The organism is Winogradskya consettensis, assembly GCF_018332715.1.
In the GTDB taxonomy this organism is placed as follows: Bacteria; Actinomycetota; Actinomycetes; order Mycobacteriales; family Micromonosporaceae; genus Actinoplanes; species Actinoplanes consettensis.
On sequence record NZ_BOQP01000087.1, the window covers coordinates 1 to 21,915 of the forward strand.

The 21,915-nt window shown below is 71.7% G+C and carries 23 protein-coding genes; 11 read left to right on the top strand and 12 right to left on the bottom strand.

Annotated elements, in window-relative coordinates; all coding sequences use genetic code 11:
- Window positions 1-269: 269 nt before the first annotated feature.
- Window positions 270-962, bottom strand: a complete 693-nt coding sequence (locus Aco04nite_RS48065; protein WP_213003852.1) for a hypothetical protein — start codon at window positions 960-962, stop codon at window positions 270-272.
- Window positions 959-1,525, bottom strand: a complete 567-nt coding sequence (locus Aco04nite_RS48070) for a TetR/AcrR family transcriptional regulator (RefSeq protein WP_213003853.1) — start codon at window positions 1,523-1,525, stop codon at window positions 959-961. The genes Aco04nite_RS48065 and Aco04nite_RS48070 overlap by 4 nt, the downstream gene beginning before the upstream one ends.
- A gap of 75 nt (window positions 1,526-1,600) precedes the next feature.
- Between Aco04nite_RS48070 and Aco04nite_RS48075 the strand changes: the two genes are divergently transcribed.
- Complete coding sequence (locus Aco04nite_RS48075; RefSeq protein ID WP_213003854.1) at window positions 1,601-2,557, top strand: alpha/beta hydrolase; 957 nt, start codon at window positions 1,601-1,603, stop codon at window positions 2,555-2,557.
- Here Aco04nite_RS48075 and Aco04nite_RS48080 read toward each other — a convergent pair.
- Both Aco04nite_RS48080 and Aco04nite_RS48085 read right to left on the bottom strand, forming a co-directional pair.
- The gene (locus Aco04nite_RS48080) at window positions 2,552-3,814 is read right to left on the bottom strand and encodes a cupin domain-containing protein (RefSeq protein WP_213003855.1); all 1,263 of its coding nucleotides are present in this window, start codon (window positions 3,812-3,814) and stop codon (window positions 2,552-2,554) included. The two genes, Aco04nite_RS48075 and Aco04nite_RS48080, sit on opposite strands and share 6 nt — an antisense overlap.
- A gap of 5 nt (window positions 3,815-3,819) precedes the next feature.
- Window positions 3,820-4,131, bottom strand: a complete 312-nt coding sequence (locus tag Aco04nite_RS48085; RefSeq protein ID WP_213003856.1) for a hypothetical protein — start codon at window positions 4,129-4,131, stop codon at window positions 3,820-3,822.
- A gap of 71 nt (window positions 4,132-4,202) precedes the next feature.
- On the opposite strand from Aco04nite_RS48085, the gene Aco04nite_RS48090 reads away from it, so the two are divergent.
- From Aco04nite_RS48090 to Aco04nite_RS48095, 3 genes are read left to right on the top strand one after another with little or no spacing between them, the layout of a single operon-like run.
- Window positions 4,203-4,532 (top strand): DUF72 domain-containing protein, encoded by a 330-nt coding sequence (locus tag Aco04nite_RS48090; protein ID WP_244876844.1) that lies wholly within the window; start codon window positions 4,203-4,205, stop codon window positions 4,530-4,532.
- A complete protein-coding gene (locus tag Aco04nite_RS49465) occupies window positions 4,481-4,672 on the top strand; it encodes a DUF72 domain-containing protein (RefSeq protein WP_244876846.1) in 192 nt (63 codons plus the stop codon). Before Aco04nite_RS48090 ends, Aco04nite_RS49465 begins: the two co-directional genes overlap by 52 nt.
- A 10-nt stretch (window positions 4,673-4,682) precedes the next feature.
- Complete coding sequence (locus Aco04nite_RS48095; protein WP_213003857.1) at window positions 4,683-5,465, top strand: aminotransferase class IV; 783 nt, start codon at window positions 4,683-4,685, stop codon at window positions 5,463-5,465.
- Between the two features lie 149 nt (window positions 5,466-5,614).
- Here the strand turns inward: Aco04nite_RS48095 and Aco04nite_RS48100 are convergent, their stop codons facing one another.
- The 4 genes from Aco04nite_RS48100 to Aco04nite_RS48115 all read right to left on the bottom strand — a co-directional run bounded on the left by Aco04nite_RS48100 (window position 5,615) and on the right by Aco04nite_RS48115 (window position 8,127).
- Window positions 5,615-6,037: a TraR/DksA family transcriptional regulator gene (locus tag Aco04nite_RS48100; protein WP_213003858.1), complete on the bottom strand. Its 423-nt coding sequence runs from the start codon at window positions 6,035-6,037 to the stop codon at window positions 5,615-5,617.
- 213 nt (window positions 6,038-6,250) lie between these two features.
- On the bottom strand, window positions 6,251-6,883 hold the full coding sequence (locus Aco04nite_RS48105) for a nucleoside/nucleotide kinase family protein (protein WP_213003859.1): 633 nt from the start codon (window positions 6,881-6,883) through the stop codon (window positions 6,251-6,253).
- A 44-nt stretch (window positions 6,884-6,927) separates the two neighbouring features.
- On the bottom strand, window positions 6,928-7,536 hold the full coding sequence (locus Aco04nite_RS48110; RefSeq protein WP_213003860.1) for a winged helix-turn-helix domain-containing protein: 609 nt from the start codon (window positions 7,534-7,536) through the stop codon (window positions 6,928-6,930).
- A 165-nt stretch (window positions 7,537-7,701) separates the two neighbouring features.
- Window positions 7,702-8,127 carry a cupin domain-containing protein gene (locus tag Aco04nite_RS48115; protein WP_213003861.1) on the bottom strand — a complete coding sequence of 142 codons (426 nt, stop codon included), beginning with the start codon at window positions 8,125-8,127 and terminating at the stop codon, window positions 7,702-7,704.
- Window positions 8,128-8,183: 56 nt separating this feature from the next.
- On the opposite strand from Aco04nite_RS48115, the gene Aco04nite_RS48120 reads away from it, so the two are divergent.
- Window positions 8,184-8,585, top strand: a complete 402-nt coding sequence (locus Aco04nite_RS48120; RefSeq protein ID WP_213003862.1) for an ankyrin repeat domain-containing protein — start codon at window positions 8,184-8,186, stop codon at window positions 8,583-8,585.
- A gap of 7 nt (window positions 8,586-8,592) precedes the next feature.
- Complete coding sequence (locus Aco04nite_RS48125) at window positions 8,593-9,501, top strand: DUF3500 domain-containing protein (RefSeq protein ID WP_438875014.1); 909 nt, start codon at window positions 8,593-8,595, stop codon at window positions 9,499-9,501.
- 222 nt (window positions 9,502-9,723) lie between these two features.
- Here Aco04nite_RS48125 and secA2 read toward each other — a convergent pair whose 3' ends face one another.
- The 4 genes from secA2 to Aco04nite_RS48145 are packed head-to-tail and all read right to left on the bottom strand — an operon-like array spanning window position 9,724 to window position 15,782.
- On the bottom strand, window positions 9,724-12,015 hold the full coding sequence (secA2, locus tag Aco04nite_RS48130; protein ID WP_213003864.1) for an accessory Sec system translocase SecA2: 2,292 nt from the start codon (window positions 12,013-12,015) through the stop codon (window positions 9,724-9,726).
- Between the two features lie 36 nt (window positions 12,016-12,051).
- Window positions 12,052-13,764 (bottom strand): ABC transporter ATP-binding protein, encoded by a 1,713-nt coding sequence (locus tag Aco04nite_RS48135; RefSeq protein WP_213003865.1) that lies wholly within the window; start codon window positions 13,762-13,764, stop codon window positions 12,052-12,054.
- Window positions 13,765-13,783: 19 nt separating this feature from the next.
- Window positions 13,784-14,842 (bottom strand): zinc-dependent alcohol dehydrogenase, encoded by a 1,059-nt coding sequence (locus Aco04nite_RS48140; RefSeq protein ID WP_213003866.1) that lies wholly within the window; start codon window positions 14,840-14,842, stop codon window positions 13,784-13,786.
- Entirely contained in the window at window positions 14,835-15,782 is a 948-nt protein-coding gene (locus Aco04nite_RS48145; protein WP_213003867.1) for a Gfo/Idh/MocA family protein, read from the bottom strand. Before Aco04nite_RS48145 ends, Aco04nite_RS48140 begins: the two co-directional genes overlap by 8 nt.
- Before the next feature lie 175 nt (window positions 15,783-15,957).
- Here Aco04nite_RS48145 and Aco04nite_RS48150 point away from each other — a divergent pair, with 175 nt between their 5' ends.
- From Aco04nite_RS48150 to Aco04nite_RS48170, 5 genes are all read left to right on the top strand, one after another.
- Window positions 15,958-16,950 (top strand): glucosyl-3-phosphoglycerate synthase, encoded by a 993-nt coding sequence (locus Aco04nite_RS48150; protein WP_213003868.1) that lies wholly within the window; start codon window positions 15,958-15,960, stop codon window positions 16,948-16,950.
- Complete coding sequence (locus Aco04nite_RS48155; protein ID WP_213003869.1) at window positions 16,947-18,068, top strand: glycosyltransferase; 1,122 nt, start codon at window positions 16,947-16,949, stop codon at window positions 18,066-18,068. Before Aco04nite_RS48150 ends, Aco04nite_RS48155 begins: the two co-directional genes overlap by 4 nt.
- A 109-nt stretch (window positions 18,069-18,177) precedes the next feature.
- The gene (locus Aco04nite_RS48160; protein ID WP_213003870.1) at window positions 18,178-18,915 is read left to right on the top strand and encodes an ATP-binding protein; all 738 of its coding nucleotides are present in this window, start codon (window positions 18,178-18,180) and stop codon (window positions 18,913-18,915) included.
- 85 nt (window positions 18,916-19,000) lie between these two features.
- Window positions 19,001-19,147, top strand: a complete 147-nt coding sequence (locus tag Aco04nite_RS48165; RefSeq protein ID WP_213003871.1) for a hypothetical protein — start codon at window positions 19,001-19,003, stop codon at window positions 19,145-19,147.
- A gap of 242 nt (window positions 19,148-19,389) precedes the next feature.
- The gene (locus tag Aco04nite_RS48170) at window positions 19,390-19,998 is read left to right on the top strand and encodes a hypothetical protein (protein ID WP_213003872.1); all 609 of its coding nucleotides are present in this window, start codon (window positions 19,390-19,392) and stop codon (window positions 19,996-19,998) included.
- Window positions 19,999-21,915: the final 1,917 nt, after the last annotated feature.

Genomic DNA, 21,915 nt, shown 5'->3' on the forward strand with positions numbered 1-21,915 from the left:
CTGACGGCTGACGGCTGACGGAACCATGGATCGATCTGCGACGTCCCGATCTTCGGCGCGGTAACGCCCCGTGTTCCCCTTTGGAAGAGCCAGAGGCCAACGGTTCGACGGGGGCGGAAACCCCGTCGAATATTGCACTCAAGCCCTCAACGCCGCAATTATTCATGGCCCAGCTGTCAAGCGTGCGGCAATTGTTGTTCAGCGCAAGACACATACGTTCCGGCTGGGGTGACGGATCGTGACGATGCCGGCCGCCGCTCTGAGGCGGGCTACCGCCGGTCGCCGGGAACGTCGAAGGCTGATGCGGTGAGGGTGAGGTCCGCTGTGGAGAGTTTGCCGGCGCGACGGTAGGAGTATGTGCCGAGACAGACGCGGACTCCGTCGGCGATGATCCAGTCGGCTCGCGGCCAGTGGCCGGGGTGGTTGAGGAGTTCGGTGGCGATCGGGCTTTGGCCGGTCCGGATGCCGACCTGGGTGAGTGCCTGGGACACCGTGCGGGTGGCGGAGGCCGGGGTGGCGGTGTCGCCGCAGGCGGGGAGCAGGAGGAGGAGCCGCTCCGATCGGGTGAGGGTGTCGTCCGGGTGGGCCGCGGCGGTGATCAGTTCGGGCCAGGAGAGGCCGGGGCCGCGGAAGCAGCCTTCCAGCGCGGCGATCGGGATCGACCGGTCGCCGCCGGCGGGTTCCAGGAGGTAGTCGCAGCCGTAGTCGCCGTCCATGTTGCGCATGACGACGTGGAGGCGATGCTCTCCGAGGCGCAGCGGGAACACCGGCCAGCGTGCGGGGTCCTCGAGGGCGTCGAGGAGTTCGCCGAGGTCGGCGCGGTCGCCGTCGAACGTGGTCAGAGCTGCGGAAGAACCACCGGCGAAGGCAAGGAACGCGGGCCAGAACGCCGCGTCAGCCATCAGGTCGGCTCCGTCGGCCAGCGGCGCGGAGGAGCCGTCGAGATACCCCGGGATGATCACGCGGGCATTGTGGCAGCCGCGGCTTCCGTGAGGGTGTGGTGGATCAGGGTGGGGAGGGTGCGGCTTTCCCCGGGATCGGTCCAGCGGGTGAAGGCGACTCGGAAGACCGTGGCTGCCACCTCGGCGGCGGTCTCGGCCTGAGCGACGGGGAGGCCGCGGGCGGTCAGGGCGGCGGTCAGGGCGGCGGCCCAGGTGGTGAGTTTGGCCAGCTCGCGTTCGCGCAGGTCGGGGTGGGTGGCGATGATCGCCGCGCGGCGGAGCTGGGTGTCGCGCAGGGGCTGGAGGAGCTCGGCCAGGGCGGTGAGGCCGGCTGCCAGGGCAGCGTGGGGTGGGGAGCCGGCGGGGGCTGCCGTGACCGCTTCGGTGAGGGTGTCGCGGAGGCGGGTGTCGGCGCCGAAGAGGACGTCGCGCTTGTCGGGGAAATGGCGGAAGAAGGTTCGCTCGGTCAGGCCGGCGCGCGCGGCGATGGCCGTTGCGGTCGTCTCGGCGTACCCGTGGGTGGTGAAGAGGTCCAGGGCCGCTTCCTGCAGGCGGCGGCGGGCGTCGGGTTCCCAGCGGGTCATGGTGATCAGTCTAACGTCAGCCACTGACATCGGGTGGGTTAGGCTCATGTCAGCCACTGACATGAGGGAGTTGCCATGCAGGAGATCAGGGATGACGTACGGGTGGTGCTCGGCTATCTGGAAGGCTCGCCCGGCATCGAGACGCAGGAGGTCGCAGCCGCCCGGGCCGGGTTGATCGCCTCGGCGGGGCCCGCGGATCTGCCCTACGTGCCGACGCCGGTCGTGCGCGACCTCAACGGACCGGTCCCCGCGCGGCTGTACGACCCACGCGAGGTGGCGGCGGCCGAAGCCGCGGAGGTAACAGCGGCCGGGGCGGCGGAAGTAACAGCGGCCGGGCCGGTCGTGGTCTGGTTCCACGGTGGCGGGTTTGTTACCGGGGGCATCGAGACGCATCAGGCGTTCGCTGCCGACGTGGCGCGCGGGCTCGGGCTGCCCGTGGTGCTGGTGGACTACCGGCTCGCTCCCGAGGCGCCGTTCCCCGCCGCGCACGACGATGCTCAGGCGATGGCGCGGTGGGTGGCGAGCGGGCCCGCTGAGCTGGGGTTCGAGGTCGACGGGCTGGTGCTCGGCGGGGACAGTGCGGGAGGCACGCTGGCGATCGCCACGGCGATGGCGCTGCGGGACGAGCCGGCGGCGGTGCCGGTCCTCGCGCACCTGGCGATCTATCCCGCGACCGACGAGACGGACACGGCGTACCCGTCGCGGGCGGAGTTCGCTGAGGGGTATCTGCTGACCGGGGCCGGGCGGGCCTGGTACCGGCGGCATCTGCGGCCCGATCCCGAGGATCTGCGATCGTCGCCGGTGCGGGGCGAGCTGGCCGGGATGCCGCCGGGTGTGGTGCTGACGGCGGGGCTTGATCCGGTACGCGACGAGGGCCGCGCCTATGCGCAGGCCCTCATCGGTGCCGGGGTGCCGGTGACCTTCCTGGAGGCCGCCGGCGTGATCCATGCGTTCGTGCTGATGCGCAAGGTCCTCCCCTCGGTGCGGGAGGACCTCGATCGAGCGTTCGGTGCGCTCCGGGCGTACCTATGAAAGGGCCGGGACCAGAACGGCCTCGCGCAGCAGACGCCGGGTGAGCACCAGCCGGTCCGGATCGTCGTCGAGACCGGGCAGGTCGCCCACCCGCCAGGCGGTTCCGTCCAGGACGGACCGAAGAGCGTTTTCACAGTACGCGGGGAAGCGCAGCGTTCCCGCCGGCATCCGCAGCACCACGCTGTCGTCGCCGCCCGGGGTGATCCGCCAGTGCAGACCGTGCCGCAGCGTCACCTTGTCGGCGGGCGTCAGGGCGTCGGCGAACGCGAGCTGCGCGAGGGGCTTGACCGGCTCGGGGCGCTGGGACGGCCAGGCCCGGGAACGCAGCCGCTCGGCGACCTCGGCGGGGTCGGCGGTGAGCAGCCAGTCGCGCAGGGCGGCAACCGTCTCGGTGAGCTCCGGGGCGATCTGGTCCGGGTCGGCGACATCCAGCGCGTACGGAAGGGTGGCCCGCAATCGCTGGTCGGTCGCCGCGAGGGCGAGCAGTTCCTCGACCACGGCGTAGCGGGTCAGCGCGCGCACACCGAAGGTCAGGTGCAGCGACCGCTCCCCCTGCGCCTCGGCCGAGTGCAGCCAGCCGCGGGGCAGATAGAGGGCGTCACCCGGGGAGAGGACCACGTCGAGCGCCGCTGGGCCCTCGGCGGTCGCGCCCACCTCGTCGGCGCGGCCGCCCCATGCCTGGCGTTCGAGCGGCTCGGGCAGGACGGGCTCGTGGATGCGCCAGCGTTTCGTGCCGTCGACCTGGAGCACGAACACGTCGTGGGTGTCGTAGTGGGTCGCGAAGCCCTTGTTGCCGGCCGGGGTCAGATACGCGTTGACCTGCAGCGGCTGGCGCAGCTCGGCGGCGAGCCGGCGGGAGTACTCGATCAGGGGTGGCCAGATGCGGTGCAGGCCCTGTAGGACGAGGGTCGCTCCGTCGGCGTACAACTTCATGACCTTGTCATCGATGACCTGGTCGGCGATCTCCGCACCGGCCCCGCCACCACCGGTGAAGGCCGAGGTGGGCAACACCCGGCCCTTGTCGGCGACGCGCAGGAAGGGGGTCCGCAGCCCGCGCTCGCTGAGCAGCTCGTCGACGGCCTCGGGGCTGAGCAGGTCACGGAACCCGTCCGGGCCGGCCAGCTCGTCGGCGCGGGTCAGCAGCGCCTGCTTGCCCCAGTAAGCCTCGGCGAACTTCGCGGGGTCGACGGCCACGGCCCGGCCCAGGGCCGGACGGTGAGAGCCACCGTCCGGCCCGTGCAGTTCAGCGGAAGTCATCGCTGTCAGGAAGCCGTGCCGTCGGCGCCGCCGTCGTGACCGGCCGGGTTCGCGCCACCGTCGGCGGGACCCTCGGCACTGCCGTCCGCGCCACCGTCGTGACCGCCCGCGTTGGCACCGCCGTCGGCCGGGCCCTCGCCCGACGCAGCGCCGTCGGCACCGCCGTCGTGACCGGCCGGGTTAGCGCCACCGTCGGCGGGACCCTCGGCACTGCCGTCCGCGCCACCGTCGTGACCGCCCGGGTTCGCGCCGCCGTCGGCCACGCCCTCGCCCGAAACGCCGCTGCCGCCGGTGATGTCGTCGTCACTGAGTCGCATGCTTGTCTCCTTCGTCGGTGGAGATCCCCGGATACCCGTTTCGCCGCCCCCTAATCGGGAAGCCTGCGATCATGCTGGTGATCGGCACCTCAGGCTGGCAGTACAAGGACTGGCGCGGCGAGGGCAGGCTGTACGCGCCGAAGTTGCCGCAGCGGCTCTGGCTGGAACGCTTCGCGGAGTCGTTCGCCACCGTCGAGGTCAACAACGCGTTCTACCGGCTGCCGGAGAAGGCCACGTTCGAGAGCTGGCGCGACCGCACCCCGGACGACTTCCGCTTCGCCGTGAAGATGAGCCGCTATCTGACCCACGTGAAGCGGCTGCACGAGCCGGCCGAGCCCGCTACCTGCGGCTGCACGAGGGACGGGCGCAGCCGTGGCCGCACTACGGGCGTACCGCGCTGACGAGCTGGCTCGATCGGCTCACGGGCGTACCCACGTATGTGTACTTCAACAACGATCCCGGCGGCGCGGCAGTGACAGATGCCACGACCATGGCCCTGCTCGCGCGTCGCCGCGGGATGGATGTCTCAGGCACACCGTAGGGTGGTCGGAGTGCTGAACGTTGAACTGAACGGGCGGGCGCCGGATGTGGCCGGGCTGCATCGGCTGGTCACGCTGAACTACGGCCACTTCACCAGCTTCCAGGTGCGCGACGGGCGGGTCCGGGGTCTCGCCCTGCACCTGGCCCGGCTGGCCGACGGCGGCGAGGAGCTGTTCGGCTATCGCATCGGCGTCGCCGAGGAGCATCACCTGCTGGGGCTGATCCGGCACGCGCTCGGCCCGGTGCGGGACGCCTCGGTGCGGGTGACGCTGGTGCCGGGCCCGGAGATGAAGTCGCCGCCGGACATACTGGTCTCGGTCTCCGACCCACTACCCGGGAACGCCGGGCCACCGTTGCGGATCCAGAGCGTCGCCTATTCGCGTGATCTTCCCGAGCACAAGCATCGTGGCACGTTCATGCTGAACCACCACTTCCGCGAGGCGCAGCTGGCCGGGTTCGACGACCGGGTGTTCGTGGAGCCGGACGGCAGGGTCAGCGAGGGCACGGCGTGGAACCTCGTGCTCTGGGACGGCGAGCAGGTGGTGTGGCCGTCGGCGCCGATGCTGCGCGGCGTGACCATGGTGTTGTTGCAGATCGCGATGTCGATGAACGGCACGCCGTGGACGCTGCGTCCGGTCGACGCCGCGGAGCTGACCACATTCGCCGGAGCCGCGACGATCAATTCGATCGGCATTCAGGACGTCGCCAGCATCGACGAGGTGCCCCTTGTCGATCACCGGCTCGCGAAAATCCTCGGCGAGACCTGGGAAGAGGTCCCGTGGGACGAGCTTTGAGCCGGTTATCCGATCAACATGGAGGCGTTACGCCGGGCGTGATAATTGTTCGCGAGAAAATCGAAATGGCCTGACCTCGGCTCCACTGCCGAAGGTAGCGGCGGTCCGCCGCCCCCACGGTGGGGGACGGCGGACCGGGACGCTCCGCGTCAGCCCGCGCGGCGTTCGCGGTTGGCCTTGCAGTGGACACAGGTGGTCGCCGAAGGGAACACCTCGAGCCGCTCCACCGGAATCGGGTTGGAGCAGTTCTCGCAGTTGCCGTAGGACCCTTCCTCGAGGCGCTGCATGGCGATCTCCGCCTGCGTACGCCGGTCGAGCAGGGTCCGTAGCAGCGACGTCGCAGCGTCGCGCTCGGCGGTCTTGGAACCGCTGTCCGCCTGGTCGTCACCGGCGGCGTCGCCGATCTCGACCAGCCTGAGCCGATGGTTCTCGGCAACTGCTTCTTCGTACTCGGCGTTCAGGTCGTCGAAACGGGCCTGCAGCAGCACCCGGATCTGCCCGACCTCGTCGGTCGAGCGACCCTTGGCGGTGTCGGCACCCTTACCCGTGATGACCGCGCTGTTGACGAGCATGTGCTCCCCCTGCCCTTCCCTCTGCCCCTGCCGGTGGACTCCCCCGAGCCGGCCCCCGTGTCGCACCGAGGAGCCGCCTGATACCCACCGCCGGGGTTCCCAAACGGGAGCCCCGCAAAAAAGTAACCGCAGCATAACTGTCAGTGCTCGTTACCGCCACGGACTGCGCAAATATGCTTTCGAGTCGCAGGTCACAGCCGTGTGAGTGGTGATTCACTCACGCCGGAGCACCACGGCGGGGTGCCGCGGGTCGTCCAGCCGGACCACGACGTCGGCGAATGCGGACGGGGCCACCTCGTCGTCGTAGCGAGCCAGCGCGGGCAGGGTCCAGTGCCGGGCGGGCTCGGTGCGGCGGGCCAGCGCACCCGCGGAGAGTTCCAGATGGACGGTCAGGTCGAAGGGCAGCCCAGCGCCGAGCAGCAGGGGCCCGTCGACGATCACCACGGCGTTCGGAGCGAGCTCGGCGTACGGCTCGCGGGCCGCCCGGTCGATCGCCGCGTCCCACAACCTGGGCACGATCCGGCCGCTGCCGCCCGGGCCGGCCGGGTCGAGGACCTCGCGGCGCAGGCCCGGCTCGTCCAGCCAGCCCGCGTAGTACGAGTCCGGGTTCGTCCGCCCGAACTCGAGCCGCACCGACGCCGGCCGCAGGAAGTCACCGGCCGTGATCCGCACCGCCGGTCGCCCGAGCACCCGCAGCGTGGTCACCAGGGCATCGGCGAGGGCACCCGGATCGGCGGCGTCAGCCCCGTCGATCGCGACCCGCACCCGGCCGTCGGGCCAGTCCCTGACGACCCGGTCGGCGAGCTCTCCGGTCAGATTCTCGAGGGAAAGCGGTCGCACCTGCACCGGGGAAGCCTAGTCAGCCCCGCGCGGTCCGCGCGGGTGAGGCGTCAGGCGTCGGCCTGGACCACGATGCGGGCGTCGTCGTCGAGGCGGTAGCCGACGCCGTAGACGGTGGTGATCAGCGGGACCGTGCCCATCTTGACCCGCAGCCGGCGCACGTGGACGTCGACCGTGCGCTCGCCGGTGTGCTCGTAACCCCAGACCGCCGTGAGCAGCTGGGTGCGGCTGAAGACCCGGCGCGGATGGGCGGCGAGGAACTGCAGCAGGTCGAACTCCAGGCGGGTCAGCGGGAGGAACTCGGCGCCGATCAGCACCCGGCGCGACGCGGCGAGCAGCCGCACCTCGATCCCGGTGGGTTCGGGAACGGCCACCGGGATCGGCTCGACCGCCTCGCGCGGGGGGTCGTCGACCGAGAGCGCGCCCTCGCCCGCCTCGACCAGGTCGCTGATCGCGTCGAGCAGGCGCCGGGCCTGCGGCGGCAGCGCCTCACCAGTCAGCGGGATGTTCAGCGTCACGGTCAGCGCCGTGGCCGGCCCCGAAATCGCCGGCTTGCGAATTGTGGCGACCAGGGCGCCCCCCGATGAACCGCTCGAAGAATTCTGGGCAGTGCCTGCCGGATGTCGTCCGTGACGTCCCGGCAGGGCCGTGACCGCCATGGTGCCTCCCCGTCAAAAAATGGAACCAATTAATGCACGCTTAAACCGCGATCGATATTTCCGGGAAAACTCCCGGTGGGTCAAGGTGGCATCCACACTGTGGGATACGCGTTCCATTAGCGACGATGCATTTGTTTTGGCGGGATCTCAGGAATGCGATTACCGTCACGTCGCCCAATGGATGCCGTCCGTTTCCATCGCACCGGATTCGTCCTCGCCGGCCGGTGGCTGCAGACGCCATCCCGGCACCGACGGCCAGCGCACCGTGAGCACGACGGTCTCCTGGTCACCGGCCTGCCAGGAGTGGTCCTGACCGGGCCCCCAGACCACATAGTCACCCGGCTCGCGCAGCAGCACGGTCCGGTCGCGCAGCTCGATCCGGAACGTGCCGGTGATGAGCACCAGCAACGCCGTACGCGTCTCGTGCGTGGCCCAGGCGGCCCGCCGGTCACCGGGCGGATGGACGCCCCACTTGACCTCGACCTCGTCGCTGTGCAACAGCTCGCCCTTGGGCATGAAATGGCCGAGCAGCCATCCCTGGTTGCGCGCGCCGTCCGCACCGGCCCGCCCGGCGTAGACCCCGTCGGTCACCGTTGTACCCCCTCCACGGAATGTGGCGCGAAGATTAACACCGTAGGGTGGCCGGTATGGCCGAGGAATGGGATGCGGAAACCATCGACTTCGCGCACCGGATGTTCGACCTCGCGCGCACGGGCGGCGAGGAGGAGCTGGCCGCGCAGGTGGCGCAGGGTCTGCCCGCGAACCTCACCAACGACAAGGGTGACACGCTGCTGATCCTCGCGGCCTACCACAATCACCCGGGGACCGTGGCGGCGTTGCTGGCGCACGGCGCCGACCCGGGACGCGTCAACGACCGGGGCCAGACCGCCCTCGCCGCCGCCGTCTTCCGCAAGAACGCCGAATCGGTGACGGCGCTGCTGAAGGCCGACGCGAGCCCGGACGACGGCAGTCCCAGCGCCCGCGAGACCGCGGTCTTCTTCGACCTGCCCGAGATGCTGAGCCTGCTGCCCGCCACGGACGGCGAGTGAGATGCCGGTGATCGCCGAGGAGATGACCCGGGCCGCCCGCGTGGTGCTGGCCCGTCACCCCGGGGCCGGGGCGGCCCTGAGCGACCGGGCACGGCGCTTCATCGACTACACGCCGATCACGGGGCGGCCCGGCGTCGAGCTGGCCGCACTGGGGTCGCCGGAGCGCAAGGCCGCGTTCCAGCTGCTCGGCGCCGCGCTCAGCGAGCACGCCTTCGCCCAGGCGATGGCCGTGATCGCGCTCGAGGAGGTGCTGGACCGCCGGGAGGAGTTCCGGCGCGGGCGGCACAGCGGGGACTACTGGCTGGTGATCTTCGGGACGCCCGGCGACGACGCGTGGGCGTGGCGCTTCGAGGGGCACCACCTGTCGGTGAGCATGACGGTGGTCGACGGGCAGGTCTCCCCCGCGCCGCTGTTCCTCGGTGCCAATCCCGCCCGCGTGGACGTGCTCGGGCGGGCGGTGCTGCGGCCGCTGGGCGTCGAGGAGGACCTCGGGCGGGAGCTGCTGACCGCGCTGTCGCCCCGCAACCGGGAGCTTGCGGTGGTGTCCGACGTGGCTCCGTACGACATCAGGAGCGCGACCCACCCGGTCAGCAGCCGGATCGAACCGGCCGGGGTGGCCCGCTCGGCGCTGCGGCCCGGTGAACGGGCATTGCTCGACCAGCTGATGTCGCTCTACCTCGGCCGGTTGTCCGATGAGCTGGCGGCGGCACTGGACCCGGCAGGCACCGAGGTCCACTTCGCATGGGAGGGTCCGCCCCAGCCGGGGACCCGGCACTACTACCGCGTGCAGGCGGACGACCTGGTGATCGAGTTCGACCAGACCTCGGCCGACGGCAACCACGCGCACAGCGTGCTGCGCCGCCCGCTCGGGGAGTTCGGCGAGGACGTGCTCGCCGAACACCACGCGCGGGACTGACGGCGATTCATCTTCTCGTGGCGGTGCACTCGGAGCACGGCGGGATTCTGCACGACGAACCTCAGCAGGCGTCCGTGGCGACGCGTTCTGTGGCCGGGTCCGTGGACCAGCGCAGCGTTGAGGGCAGAGCAGGCACGGGTCTTCAAAGATTGATGGACCCGTGCCTGCTTGCTGTTCCGGGGTGCCTACCTATCCGAATCTTGGAACCACTGCCGGTTGCTCCTACTCGGCACCGGAGGTGAGGCGGCGGCCGACGGCGGCGATGAGGCGGTCGAGCTCGGAGCCGAACGGGTTGTCGTGCACCAGGTAGGTCCACGTGGCGCTCGGGCGCACCAGGTCGGCGCGGTCGGGCTCCCAGCCGTCGGTGAGGTCGACCTCCTCGAACGTCGCGATGGTGCGGCTCTCGATCTCGGTGAAGACCTTCTGGAACGCGGGGACCGCGGCCCGGTGGAACTCGTCGAGCGGGTCGAGCTTGCCCAGCGCGCGCAGGTGCACACCCTCGCGGACCTCGGAGAGCTCGGCCAGGTGGTCGACCCAGAGCCGGTCGAGGTGGTAGAGCGCGATGGCGCGGGCCGCGTCGGAGAGCACGTCCTCGTCGGTCTCCTTCGCCTTCTCCGGCGACCTCTCCAGCAGCATGATCGTGGCGACCTCGGAGGTCAGCAGCCGCTCGCGGCGCTCGGCGAGGGCGATCCGCTGCTGCTCGATCACGACGCTGTAGCGCCAGGTGTTGCGGTGGATCTCGTGGTTGACGCCCTCGGCGACGCGCTGGGCGTGCTCGACCGCGTAGTCGACCTGGTCGTCGTGAACGACGCCGTCCATGTCCATCCGCGGTGACGACGGCAGGATGTCGCCGGCGTGCCGGGTGACGAGGTTGTCCTCGAGGCTGACGAAGAAGACCGAGCCACCGGGGTCGCCCTGGCGGCCCGCGCGGCCGCGCAGCTGGTCGTCGACGCGACGGCTGTCGTGCCGGCCGCTGCCGATGACGAACAGCCCGCCGAGCTCGACGACGGCGTCGCGGTCCTTCTCGTCGCTGCCGCCGAGGCGGATGTCGACGCCGCGGCCGGCCATCTGGGTGGAGACGGTGACCGCGCCGAGCGCGCCCGCCTCCGCGATGATGGTGGCTTCCTCGTCGTCGTTCTTCGCGTTCAGCACCACGGACGGGACGCCGGCGGCGGCGAGCTGCTTGGCCAGCAGCTCGGAGGCCTTCACGTCGAGGGTGCCGATGAGGACCGGGCGGCCCTTCTCGTGCGCGATCTTGATCTCCTCGACCAGCGCCTCGTCGCGCATGTCGTGCGCCGAGTAGATGCGGTCGGGCTCGTCCTCGCGGATGTTGGGCGTGTTCGACGGGATGACCGCGACCTCGAGCTTGAAGTACTCGCGGAGCTGCTCACCGACGTGCACGGCGGTCGCCGTCATGCCGCAGACGGTCTTGTAGAGCGCGATGTACGCCTGCACGGTGATCGTGTCGAGCACCTCGCCCTCGGCGGTGGCGCGCAGCCCCTCCTTGGCCTCGACGGCGGCCTGCAGCCCGTCGGGCCAGCGGCGGCGCTGGGCGACCCGGCCGCGCATCTCGTCGATCAGCTCGACCGAGCCGTCCCGCACGATGTAGTCGACGTCGCGGCGCAGCAGGGCCTCGGCGTGCAGCGCGACGTTCACGGCCGACAGCTCGGCGACGTGCTCGTCGGAATACAGGTCGAGGTCCATCTTCTCCTCGAGGGCCTTGAGGCCCGCGTCGGTGAAGGCGACGCTGCGGCCGTCATCGGCGACCTCGAAGTCCTTGCCGGGGCGCAGCGCGCGGACCAGGTCGGCGGCGTTGTGCACCGGGTCGCTCTCGCCCACGACGTTGCCGGCGAGCACCATCGGCACCCGGGCCTCGTCGATCAGGATCGAGTCGGCCTCGTCGACGATCGCGGTGGCCAGCGCGCGCTGCACCCGGTCCTCGACGTCGGTGACGAGCTGGTCGCGCAGGTAGTCGAAGCCGGCCTCGCTGACCGAGACGTAGGTGACGTCCGCGGCATACGCCTCGCGGCGCTCCTGCGGCGTCGACGCCTCGGTGACCCAGCCGACGGTCAGGCCGAGGAGCTTGTAGACCGGCTCCATCCAGGTCGCGTCGCGGCGGGCGAGGTAGTCGTTGACGGTCAGCACGTGGACCGGGCCGTTGCCGAGCCGCACGTGGCCGTACGCCGCGACGGTCGCGGTGAGCGTCTTGCCCTCACCGGTGGCCATCTCGGCGACCTTGCCGGAGAGCAGCGCCATCGCGCCGAGCAGCTGCACGTCGTACGGGCGCTGCTCGAGAGCGCGCCTGGCAGCCTCGCGGCCGACCGCGCAGATCTCCTCGAACGTCTTCGCCTCGCCGGCCGCGGCGGTCAGCGCCTCGTCGTCGAGCTCCTGGAGGGCCTCCTCGCGGGCCTCGACGGCCGGCAGCCGCTTCTCCAGCGGACCGAGATCGACGGTGGTACCCGGACGCTGCAGAAACTTACGGAACCGGCTCTTCAGCCGCTGAGACACACCCATGGCGCTGTACGGTACTTCACTTTCCTTGGAGGTAGCTCAGGACACCAGCAGTTGATGTGCGGCGAGTTCCCGATATAAGGGACTTCGGTCGAGGAGTTCCGTGTGGGTGCCGGTGGCCACCACGCGGCCCTCCTCCAGGACCACGATCAGGTCGCTGTCCACCACCGTGGACAGGCGGTGCGCGACGATGATCAGCGTGCGTCTGCGCGCTGCCGTCGCGATGGCGTCACGCAGCGCTGCCTCGTTGCGGGCGTCGAGGTTGCTGGTGGGCTCGTCGAGCAGCAGGATCGGGGTGTCCGCGAGCAGTGTGCGGGCGATGGCGAGGCGCTGGCGCTCGCCGCCGGAGAGCAGCACGCCACCCTCGCCGACCTGCACATCGAGCCCTTCCGGGGTACGCGTCACCAGCACGCCGAGGTTGACGTCGTCCAGGGCGCGCAACAGCGTGGCGTCGTCGGCCCCGGGCGCGGTCAGCAGGAGGTTGTCACGCAGCGTGCCGGCCAGAACCGGGGCCTCTTGCTCGACGTAACCGAGTTGCCGTCGCAGAGCGTCACGGGGCAATCCGCGGATGTCAGCGCCGTTCACGCGTACCGATCCGTCGGTGACCTCGTAGAAGCGCTCGATCAGGGCGAGAGTGGTGGATTTTCCCGCTCCGGACGGCCCGACCAGGGCCACCCGGGCGTTGCGGGGGACGGCGAACGAGACGTCGTGCAGGATCGGCTCGCCCTGCGCGTAGCGGAACGAGACGTTCTCGAACTCGACGGCTGGAGCCGCGTCGTCGGACTCTCGGGGCAAATCCGAAATATCCGACTCACTCTCGGTCGGGATCTTCAAGACTTCCTCGATGCGCTGCAGCGCACCCAACCCGGTCTGCAGCCGGGTGTACGCGTTGAGCGCCTGCCCCAACGGCATGACCAGGAAGAACAGGAAGAGGATGAACGCCACGAGATCGCCGACGCTGATCGCGCCGGATGCCACCCGGGCCCCGCCCACGCCCAGGACCAGCAGGAACGCGCCCTGGGTCGCCGCGGTGGACGCCGGCCCGACGATCGCCTCGAGCCGGGCGACGCGCATGCCGGCCTCGTACGCCTCGGTGGCACTGCGTCCGACCGTCTCGGCCTCCCGCTCCTCGGCGCCGCTGGCCCGGATCGTGCGCGCGGCACTCAGCGACCGCTCGACCGCGCTGGTCATCTCGCCGAGCCGCGCCTGGGCCTGCGTGGAGAGGCCCCGGACCCGGCGGGAGACCGTGACCGCCACGCCGAGCCCGACGGCGAGCCCGCCCAGCGCGACCGCCAGCAGCAGCGGGTCGAGCACCGCCATCGCGATCACCGCGCCGATCACCATGACGACCCCGGCGACCATCTCGAACAGTCCGGAGGTCACGACCGCGCGCAGCAGGGTCGTGTCGGCACCCACCCGGGACAGCAGGTCGCCGGTGCGCCGCGCGTCGTACTCCGCGATCGGCAGGTGCAGCAGGTGCCCGGCCAGCCGGCGCCGCGTGGTCAGCACCAGCCCCTCGGCCGTGCGCTGCAGCAGGTAGTCGCGGACGCCGCCGAGTGCCGCGCCGGTCAGCAGCAGCACGACCAGCAGCGACACCGGCGACCCGACCGGGCGTTTCGCGGTGATCGCGTCGAGCACCGTGCGGACCAGGACCGGTTGCACGAGCGCGGCGCCCGCGCTGAGGACGGAGAGCACCGCGACGACGACGAGCACGCCGCGGTGCTTTCTCAGATAGGGCCACAGCTCGCGCATAGGACGAGCGTAGCCACGCTCAGAAGCTGATGACGGCCTGCAGCTCCTGCCTGCGGCGCTCGGCCAGATCCGTCAGCAGCTCCGGCGCCTCGTCGAATGGCACCACTGCGGAGATCACATGCTCCAGGATCTCTTTTCCGTACGCCCGGAGCAGCGCGATCGTCTCCGCCGACAACCGTTCCCGGTCCCACACCGGCGCCAGCCCCCGCGGCACGCGCCCGATCTGGGCGCACCGCACGCCGAGCCCGTTGTGATGGAACTCCTCCCCGAGCCGCACCGCGTCCGCGCCGCCGGGATAGAACGCGAGGTCGATGACGGTGCCCTGCGGCCGCAGCAGGCGCAGCGCCAGGTGCAACGCCGAAGCCTGCCCGCGGCACTGGAAGACGACGTCCGCGCCCCGGTCACCGGCGTGGTGGCGCCAGGCGGTCTTGAGCACGACCGCCGGGTCGTCGGCCGCTTCGGGGTCCAGTGTCTCGAGCCCCAGCGCCTCGGCTGCGGCACGGCGTTCGGGGGTCGGGTCGAGCACCACCACCGAGGCCGCGCCGTGCACCTTGGCGAACAACGCGGTGAGCAGCCCGACAACGCCGGCACCGGTCACCGCGACCCGCCGCCCGGCCACGCCGTCACCGAGGCCGCGGACGGAGGTGCCGTGCACGTCGGCGGCGGCGTGCAGCAGCCCGTTGGCGCAGATCGGGCCCATGTGCGCGGCGTAGATGCCGAGGATCGGGTCGAGGTCGGCGGGCAGCTCGACGACCCGGTCACGCAGCGGGTCACCGGTCCAGCCGGTGCGGTGCCCGTACGTCATCGCCACGACCTTGCCGGTCTCCTCGACCTGGCCGACCTCCATGTAGCCGAGCCTCGTGACGGGCCACGCCTCGGCCGGGCGGTCCTGGAACAGCCCGAGCTCCGGGTCGAGGCTCGCGTGCAGGGCCGGGTTGGTGCCCTTGACGTACGTCAGCTCGGTCCCGGCCGAGATGCCCGAGTAGAGGGTGCGGACCCGGAACGGGCCGGGCGTCACCTCCTCCTCGACGATCTCCAGCTTGCCGGGGGCCGTGACGACCAGGTTGCGGTCACGCATGCGCGGCCGCCGACCCGGCCACGGCGAGCGCGAGGGTGTGGGTACGCAGGGCTTCGGCGTACGGGACGCGGATGTCGTCGCCCTCCTTGCGTACGGCGTCGATGAACGCGCGGTCGACGGCGACGCGGGCCACCTCGGGGTCGCTCTCCACCTGCCGTACGCCGTCGGCGTCACGCACGGTCATCCCGGTCTCGGTGATCGCGAGTGCGAGGCCGTCGGCGTACACCTCGAGACCGGCCCTTTCCTTCCAGCCCAGGACGCAGGTCGCCGCGAGAGTGCCGACCGCGCCGCTCGCGAAGCGCAGCGTCGCCGCGGTGGCGCCGTCCACGTCCGCGCCCTCGGCGTCCGGCGGGGTGCCGTTGCCGAACGCGACGACCTCGCTCACCTCACCCGCCAGATGCCGGGCGAGATCGAGGACATGCGCGGCCTGTTCCACGACCGGGCCGCCGGAACGGTCCCGGCGCGCCCACCACGCGACCGGGGGCACCTTGTCGAGCCACGTCCCGCTGACGAGCCGGATCGGCCGGCCGTCGAGCAGACGCCGGGCTTCCTCCACAATGGGCAGGTATCGCCAGTGATGACCCACCGCAGTAATAATCTCACGCTCCGCAATCAGCTCGGCGATCTCTGCCGCCGTATCCAGATTGAGCGATATAGGCTTTTCCACAAATAGTGGAAGCCCGGCGTCGATCACGGCTCGTTCGGCGGGCCCGTGGGCAAACGGGGGCACGCAGACGTAGACCGCGTCGAGGCCCTCCCCGAGCAATGCCTCCGCGTCGGGAAGCGCCGCGATGCCGAACTCGTCCGCGAAGCGCCGGGCCGCCTCCGGCACCACGTCCGTGACGCCTGCGACCTGCACACCCGGCAGGGCCGAGAGCACCCGGGCATGGCGTTGTGCCACCCCTCCGGCGCCGATGAGTCCTACCCGTGTCGCCGTCATCCGGCTCTCCTGTCGTCGATGCGTGAGTAACGGCGCAGGACTTCTCCGCAAGACCCCCGTCGAAACACGCGGCCCCGGGTTCACAGCTAGCCGTTACCTGCCAGGACGGTTGATCCAGTCCCCGCGGGGGGATTCCGCGATCTCCATTCGTGTTCGGGACCAGGGGGATTCGCCGATGCATGAGACCACCGCGTCACCAGTGGTAGAGGCCTGGACCACGTACCGCACCGCCAACGCCGCCCAGTGGACGGGCCGCGACCTGGCGAAGGCGAAGGGAGCGACCCGCGTCAGCGTGGTCATCCCCGCCCGCAACGAGGAGGCCACGGTCGGCCCGATCGTGGCCACCATCCTGCGTGACCTCGCGAGCCGGCGGGTGCCGCTCGTGGACGAGGTCGTCGTGGTCGACTCGCGGTCCACCGACGCCACCGCCGCCGTCGCGCGCGCGGCCGGCGCCCGCGTGGTGCATCAGGACGACGTGACCCGCGGGCTGCCGCGCATGGAGGGCAAGGGCGACGCGCTCTGGGCCGGTCTCGCCGCGAGCACCGGCGATGTCGTGGCCTTCGTCGACGGCGACCTGCGGGAGTTCTCCTCGACGTTCGTGACCGGCCTGCTCGGCCCGCTGCTGAGCGACCCGACGGTGGAGTTCGTCAAGGGCTTCTACCACCGGCCGCTGGTCAGCGCGGGCGGCGTCGAGGCCGACGGCGGCGGCCGGGTCACCGAGCTCGCCGCCCGCCCGCTGATCAACCTGTTCTGGCCGGAGCTCGCCGGGGTCGTGCAGCCCCTCGCCGGTGAGTACGCCGGACGCCGCTCCACCCTCGAACGCATCCCGTTCGTCTCCGGGTACGGCGTCGAGATCGCGATGCTCATCGACCTGCTCGACCTCGTCGGCCTCGACGCGCTCGCCCAGGTCGACCTCGGCGAGCGCTACCACCGTCACCAGGGCACCGAGGCGCTCGGCCGGATGTCGGCGCAGATCATCGTCACCGCCTGGTCCCGGCTGCACCGCCGCGGCCTGGTGACGTCCGCGCTGCCCCCGTCGACGCTGCTCACCCAGTTCCGCCGCGGCGGCGACGCCGCGCTGCCGCACCTCGACCGGGAGATCGTCATGACCGACACCGCCGTCACCGAGCGCCCGCCGCTCGCCAGCCTCGCCCTGCGCGCCGCATGAAGGTCCTGATCAACGCCGGGCCTTGGCTGCCGGTCCCGCCGCTCGGCTACGGCGGCATCGAGAACATCGTGGCGACCCTGATCCCCGAGCTGCGCCGGCTCGGGGTGCAGGTGGTGCTCGCCAGCGTCGGCGACAGCACCCTGGCCGCCGACGAGCGGATCTCGCTCTACCCCACCGGGCAGTTCGCCGCGCTGCAACGGCCGTACAACCAGGTCTGCGGTGTGGTCCCGGCACACCAGAACGCGGTGGTACGCCGTATCGCGCAGGGTGACATCGATCTGGTCCACGACCACGTGGAGGCCGCCGGGCTGGCGACATTGGCGGCGCTGGGACCGTACTCTCCGCCCGGTCTGCAGACCTTGCACTGGGACCTGCAGAAACACCCCGACCTGTACGGCACCTTCGACGGCCGGGGCCGGGTCTACGTCAACGGTGTCTCCGCCGACCAGCTCAGCCACGCGCCCGCCGCCCTGCGCGCGCACTCCGTCGGGCACGTGCACCTCGCCACCCCGCTCGCCGCGGCGCCCCAGCGCACCGTCGAGAAGCACGGGCGCGTGGTCGTGCTCGGCCGGATCACGCCGGGCAAGGGCCAGGACCTCGCCGCCCGGCTCGCCCACAGCGCCGGGTTCGACCTCGTGCTCGCCGGGCCCGTCGGGCCGTACCACCAGGCCGCGCAGCTCGCGGACGCCGACCCGCAGAACCCGGACGTGCGGTTCTGGCGCGAGCAGGTCGCACCGCACGTCGACGGGGACCGGGTGCGCTGGATCGGCACCGTGACCGGCCAGGACCGCGACGACCTCGTAGCGGGCGCGAGTGCCGCACTGTTCCCCCTGCGCTGGAACGAGCCCGGGGGCACCGCGGTGGTCGAGTCCCTCGCGCTGGGCACACCGGTGGTCGGCATCGCCCGTGGCTGCCTGCCCGAGCTGATCGACCAGGGCCGCACCGGACTGCTCACGAGCGACGAGGACGAGCTGGGCGAGCTCGTACGCGCGGCCGCCGCGATCGACCCCGGCGAGTGCCGCGCGGAGGCCGTCCGTCGCTTCTCCCCCGCGGTGATGGCCTCGTCGTATCTCGAGCTGTACGAACGCGTACGGTCCGCGGCGGCCGCCCTGGTCTGAGCCGGACCGCGATCCGCGTTTGTCCTGGGCCTCCGGTGGGCAACAGTCACGCACGACGCGACGAGTACGGCACGACGGGCCCGTCGATGACGGGGGTGAAGGGAGGCGAATGTCCAGCCAGCTGATGTGCCGGCCGGAACGCAGCCTCCCCGTGGCCGTCCTGCGGGTCAGCGGGGTCCTCGACGACCTCACCCGCGGGGCGCTGGCCCAGGCGGTCGCCCGCAGCCTCTCGGCCCAGCCGGAATCGCTGCTCATCGACGTCGCCACCCTGGACGTCCCCGACGCCGCGTCGCTGACGATGCTCGAGGATCTCGTGTGCCGCCCCGCCCAGTGGCCGCCCGTGCCCATCGTGCTCTGCGGCGCCGGGCCCGACATGACACGGGCCCTCGCCGGGTGGCCCGCCCGCGACGCGGTGACCACGGCGCTCAGCTGCGACGACGCCCTGGCCCGGGCGCGTGACGAGCCGGAACCGCGGCGGGTGCGCGTACGGCTGCGTCCCGTGCCCGACGCCTGCCGTCAGGTCCGGCAACTGGTGACCCAGACCTGCACCGGCTGGCAGCATCGCGAGGTCGCCTCCACCGCCGCCCTGGTCGCCACGGAACTCGTGGCCAACGTGGTCCGGCACGCCCACACCACCATGGACTTCACGCTGGGCCTGCGCGACGGGCTGGTCTGCCTCACCGTGCGCGACGGCAGCCGGTTGCTGCCCCGGCCCAAGGATCCCGGCGTCGCCGAGGCGGGCGGGCGCGGCCTGCACCTCGTCCGGGAGCTGACCGAGGCCTGGGGCGTGCTGCCCGTACCGGACGGCAAGGTCGTCTGGACCCAGCTGGCGGCAAGCACGCCCTGATGCCGGGGCGCCGGGACATCGTCGCGGTCGGCGGGGTCGAAGCGCCTCCGGGCACATCCACGTCGCCCCCGGCGACCACCATCTGATGGTCCTCAACATTGGCCTGCCGTTCGAACAGCTCCGAGCCGCCCTCGCTGGCCCCCGCCCCGCCCTTGCTGCCGGCCTCAGGAAATCACCCTCGACGCCATCAACCGCCGGCGCCATCATCGTCGTGGAAGCCGACGACGTCTGACCTTCCGTCGTTCACTGCCGCGGCGGAAGCCCACTCGGGGCGTCATCCTCCCGCCCGACGGGCGACCATTCGGCAGGCGGCACGATGCTGTCCGGCGCGGCGGGTGCGCCCGCGGACCGGGGTGGGAGGCCTGAGGGTTCGGCGTCTCCGGCCTGCTGCGCCCAGCCCGGCTGCGACACCCCACTCTGCTGGCCCCCGCCCTGCTGCCAGGCTGCTGGCGATGGGCCTGCCTGCTGGCCTTGGTGGCCTTGCTGGCCTTGCTGGCCCTGCTGGCCCTGCTGGCCCTGCTGGCCCTGCTGGCCCTGGCCGCCTTGCTGGCCTTGGTGTTGGTCCTGGTGCTGGAGACCGCTCGGTTGCGGGCCCGGAAGAGGGCCACTCTGCAACGCTGCGGTGTTCTGCAGACCGGACGGCTCCCCGTCCCCCGCCTGCGGCCGGCTGAGCTGCCCCATCTGCGGCGGCTCCAACGGCGGACGACCGGGCCGCGCCCCTTGCTGAACCTGCCCCAACCCACTCGCCTGCTGATCCCCCGGCATCACACCACCGCCCTGAGGCACCTCCAACGGCGGCCGCCCCGCCTGCGGAGCAGCAACATCAACCCACTCCCCCTGCTTGGCGGCCTGACCCGCCCCCGCCCGGCTCTGCGCACCCCTGCGACCACCGGGATCGGGCCGCAGAAACGCACTCTCCACCGGCGTGGCTGTGTGATTCGGCGGCTGCTGCCCGCCACCGGGAGCGGACTGCAACGGAGTTGCGGCAGCGGGGGCGCTGCCGGGCACGGCAGCTGCAAGTCCTTGCCCGCCAAGACTTTGACCGACTGGGCCGCCCTGGCCGGCTTGCCCTTGACCGGCTAGGCCCTGGCCTGCGGGACCCGGACCAGCGGTGGACGGGGCAGCAGATCCCGGACCGGCGAGGCCTGAGCTACCAATGCCTTGTGGGGTTGAGCCCGGGACGGCGGCGCCTGAGGCAGCGGAACCGGGGGCAGTGAGGCCTGAGGCAGGTGAGCCCTGGCCAGCAAGGCCGGAACCGAGCGAACCGGGGTCGGTGAATCCGGGGCCCGCCGGTACCTGAGAAGGCTGACCGGCTGTCGCAAACCCGGGTACGGCAGGTGGCTGCGCCGCGAACCCAGGAGCAGCGAGCCCGGGAGTAGCGAGCCCGGGAGTAGCGAGCCCGGGAGGTGCGGTGAGGCCCGGAGGTGTTGTCAGGCCGGGAGGTGCCGTGAGCCCAGGTGCGGCAGATCCGGGTGGGATGAGCCCGGGGGTGGCAGATCCGGGGGTGGCAGGACCGGGTGCGGTGAAGCCAGGTGTCGTCGGACCGGGTGCGGCGAGGCCGGGAGGGGCGGTGAGGCCGGGGGCGGCGGGCCCAGGTGTGGCGGACGGTGGGGTTGTGAAATGGGGACCTGTGAGAGGTGCTGCGGCGTGGGCTTGTCCCGCGTTTCCGGGGCCGACCGGCGGCTGACCAAGGTTGGCGGGTGTCAGACCCGCGAGGCCCGGAACAGCCGAGCCTGGGACAACAGGACCGGGAACGGCGGCACCATCACTCGGCGTGCCGTCACGGGACGCACCAATACCGGGTGCGCCGATACCGGGTGCGCCAATACCGATCGCGCCGAAGCCGGGTGCGCTGTTGCCGGGCACAGCGGCGCCTGGGGCAGTGAAATCCGGAGCAGCAAGGCCCGGAACACCGGTGCCCGGCGAAGTCCCGTTCGGCATCGCGGAACCGGGGACAGCGGCGCCAGGAACAGGGGAACCGAACGGTGCCGAGCCGGGGATGGCTGAATCTGGGGTGGCTGAGCCTGGGATCGCGGTGCCTGGGGTGTTGTCGAGGGGCGATGGGTGGGGTGTGCCGAGGTTGTCCGGGGTGGTGAAGGGGCTGAGGGCGGGGTTGCCGTTCGGGGCGGCCTGGGGCGGGCGGGCTGACGGGGTGAAGCGCGGGGCGTCGAGGGGGCGGTTCTGCTGGGTGAACAGCGGGGGGCCGAGCAGGAGTGGGTCGATGTTCGTGGGGCGCGGAGCCGGTGCTGGGCTCGGGGTTGCGGACTGTTGGTGGAGAGGCTGCGGTGCCGCTGCGCTCGGAGCCTGCGAAGGCTGGGGATGCCCAGCGCCCGGATAGGCCGAGCCGGGTTGACCGGGTGCGCCAGCCGGGTTGCCGGGGTGGCCCGCGAGGTCCGGCGGGCCGGGATGGTCCGCGAATCCCGAGGGGGCAGGCGCGGCGGGACCGTCCGCGAAGCCAGAGAGGGCAGACCCGCCCGGACGGTTCGCGAAGTCAGAGGGGGCAGGTGCGCTGGGACGGTTCGCGAAGCCTGAGGAGGTAGGTGCGCCTGGGAAGTCCGGTGTGGGTGTGAAGGCCTGTGCCGGGCCGGTGTTGTCGGGTGGGGTGCTGAACTGCGGGCCGGGGTTGGGCATTCCGGTCTGTGGGGCGTCGTACTGGGACGAGCCGGGCTGCGGGATGTCGTAGTTCGAGGCGCCCGACTGCGACGCACCGAACTGGGACGCCCCCCATTGCGACGGCCCTGACTGCGACGGTCCCGGCTGCAGCGGTCCAGGCTGCGACGGCCCAGGCTGCGACGCCCCCGGCTGTGACGCCCCCGGGTGAGAAGGCATGGGTTGTGCACCGCCGGGGTGCGAGAGGCCGGGCGTAGGACCGAGCGGGACGGAACCGGGCGGGACGGAACCGGGCGGGACGGAACCGGGCGGGGTGAGGTCGCCGAACGAGGTGAGGCCCGATGAGGTGAGGCCCGGTGAAGTGAGGCCCGGTGAAGTGAGGCCCGGTGA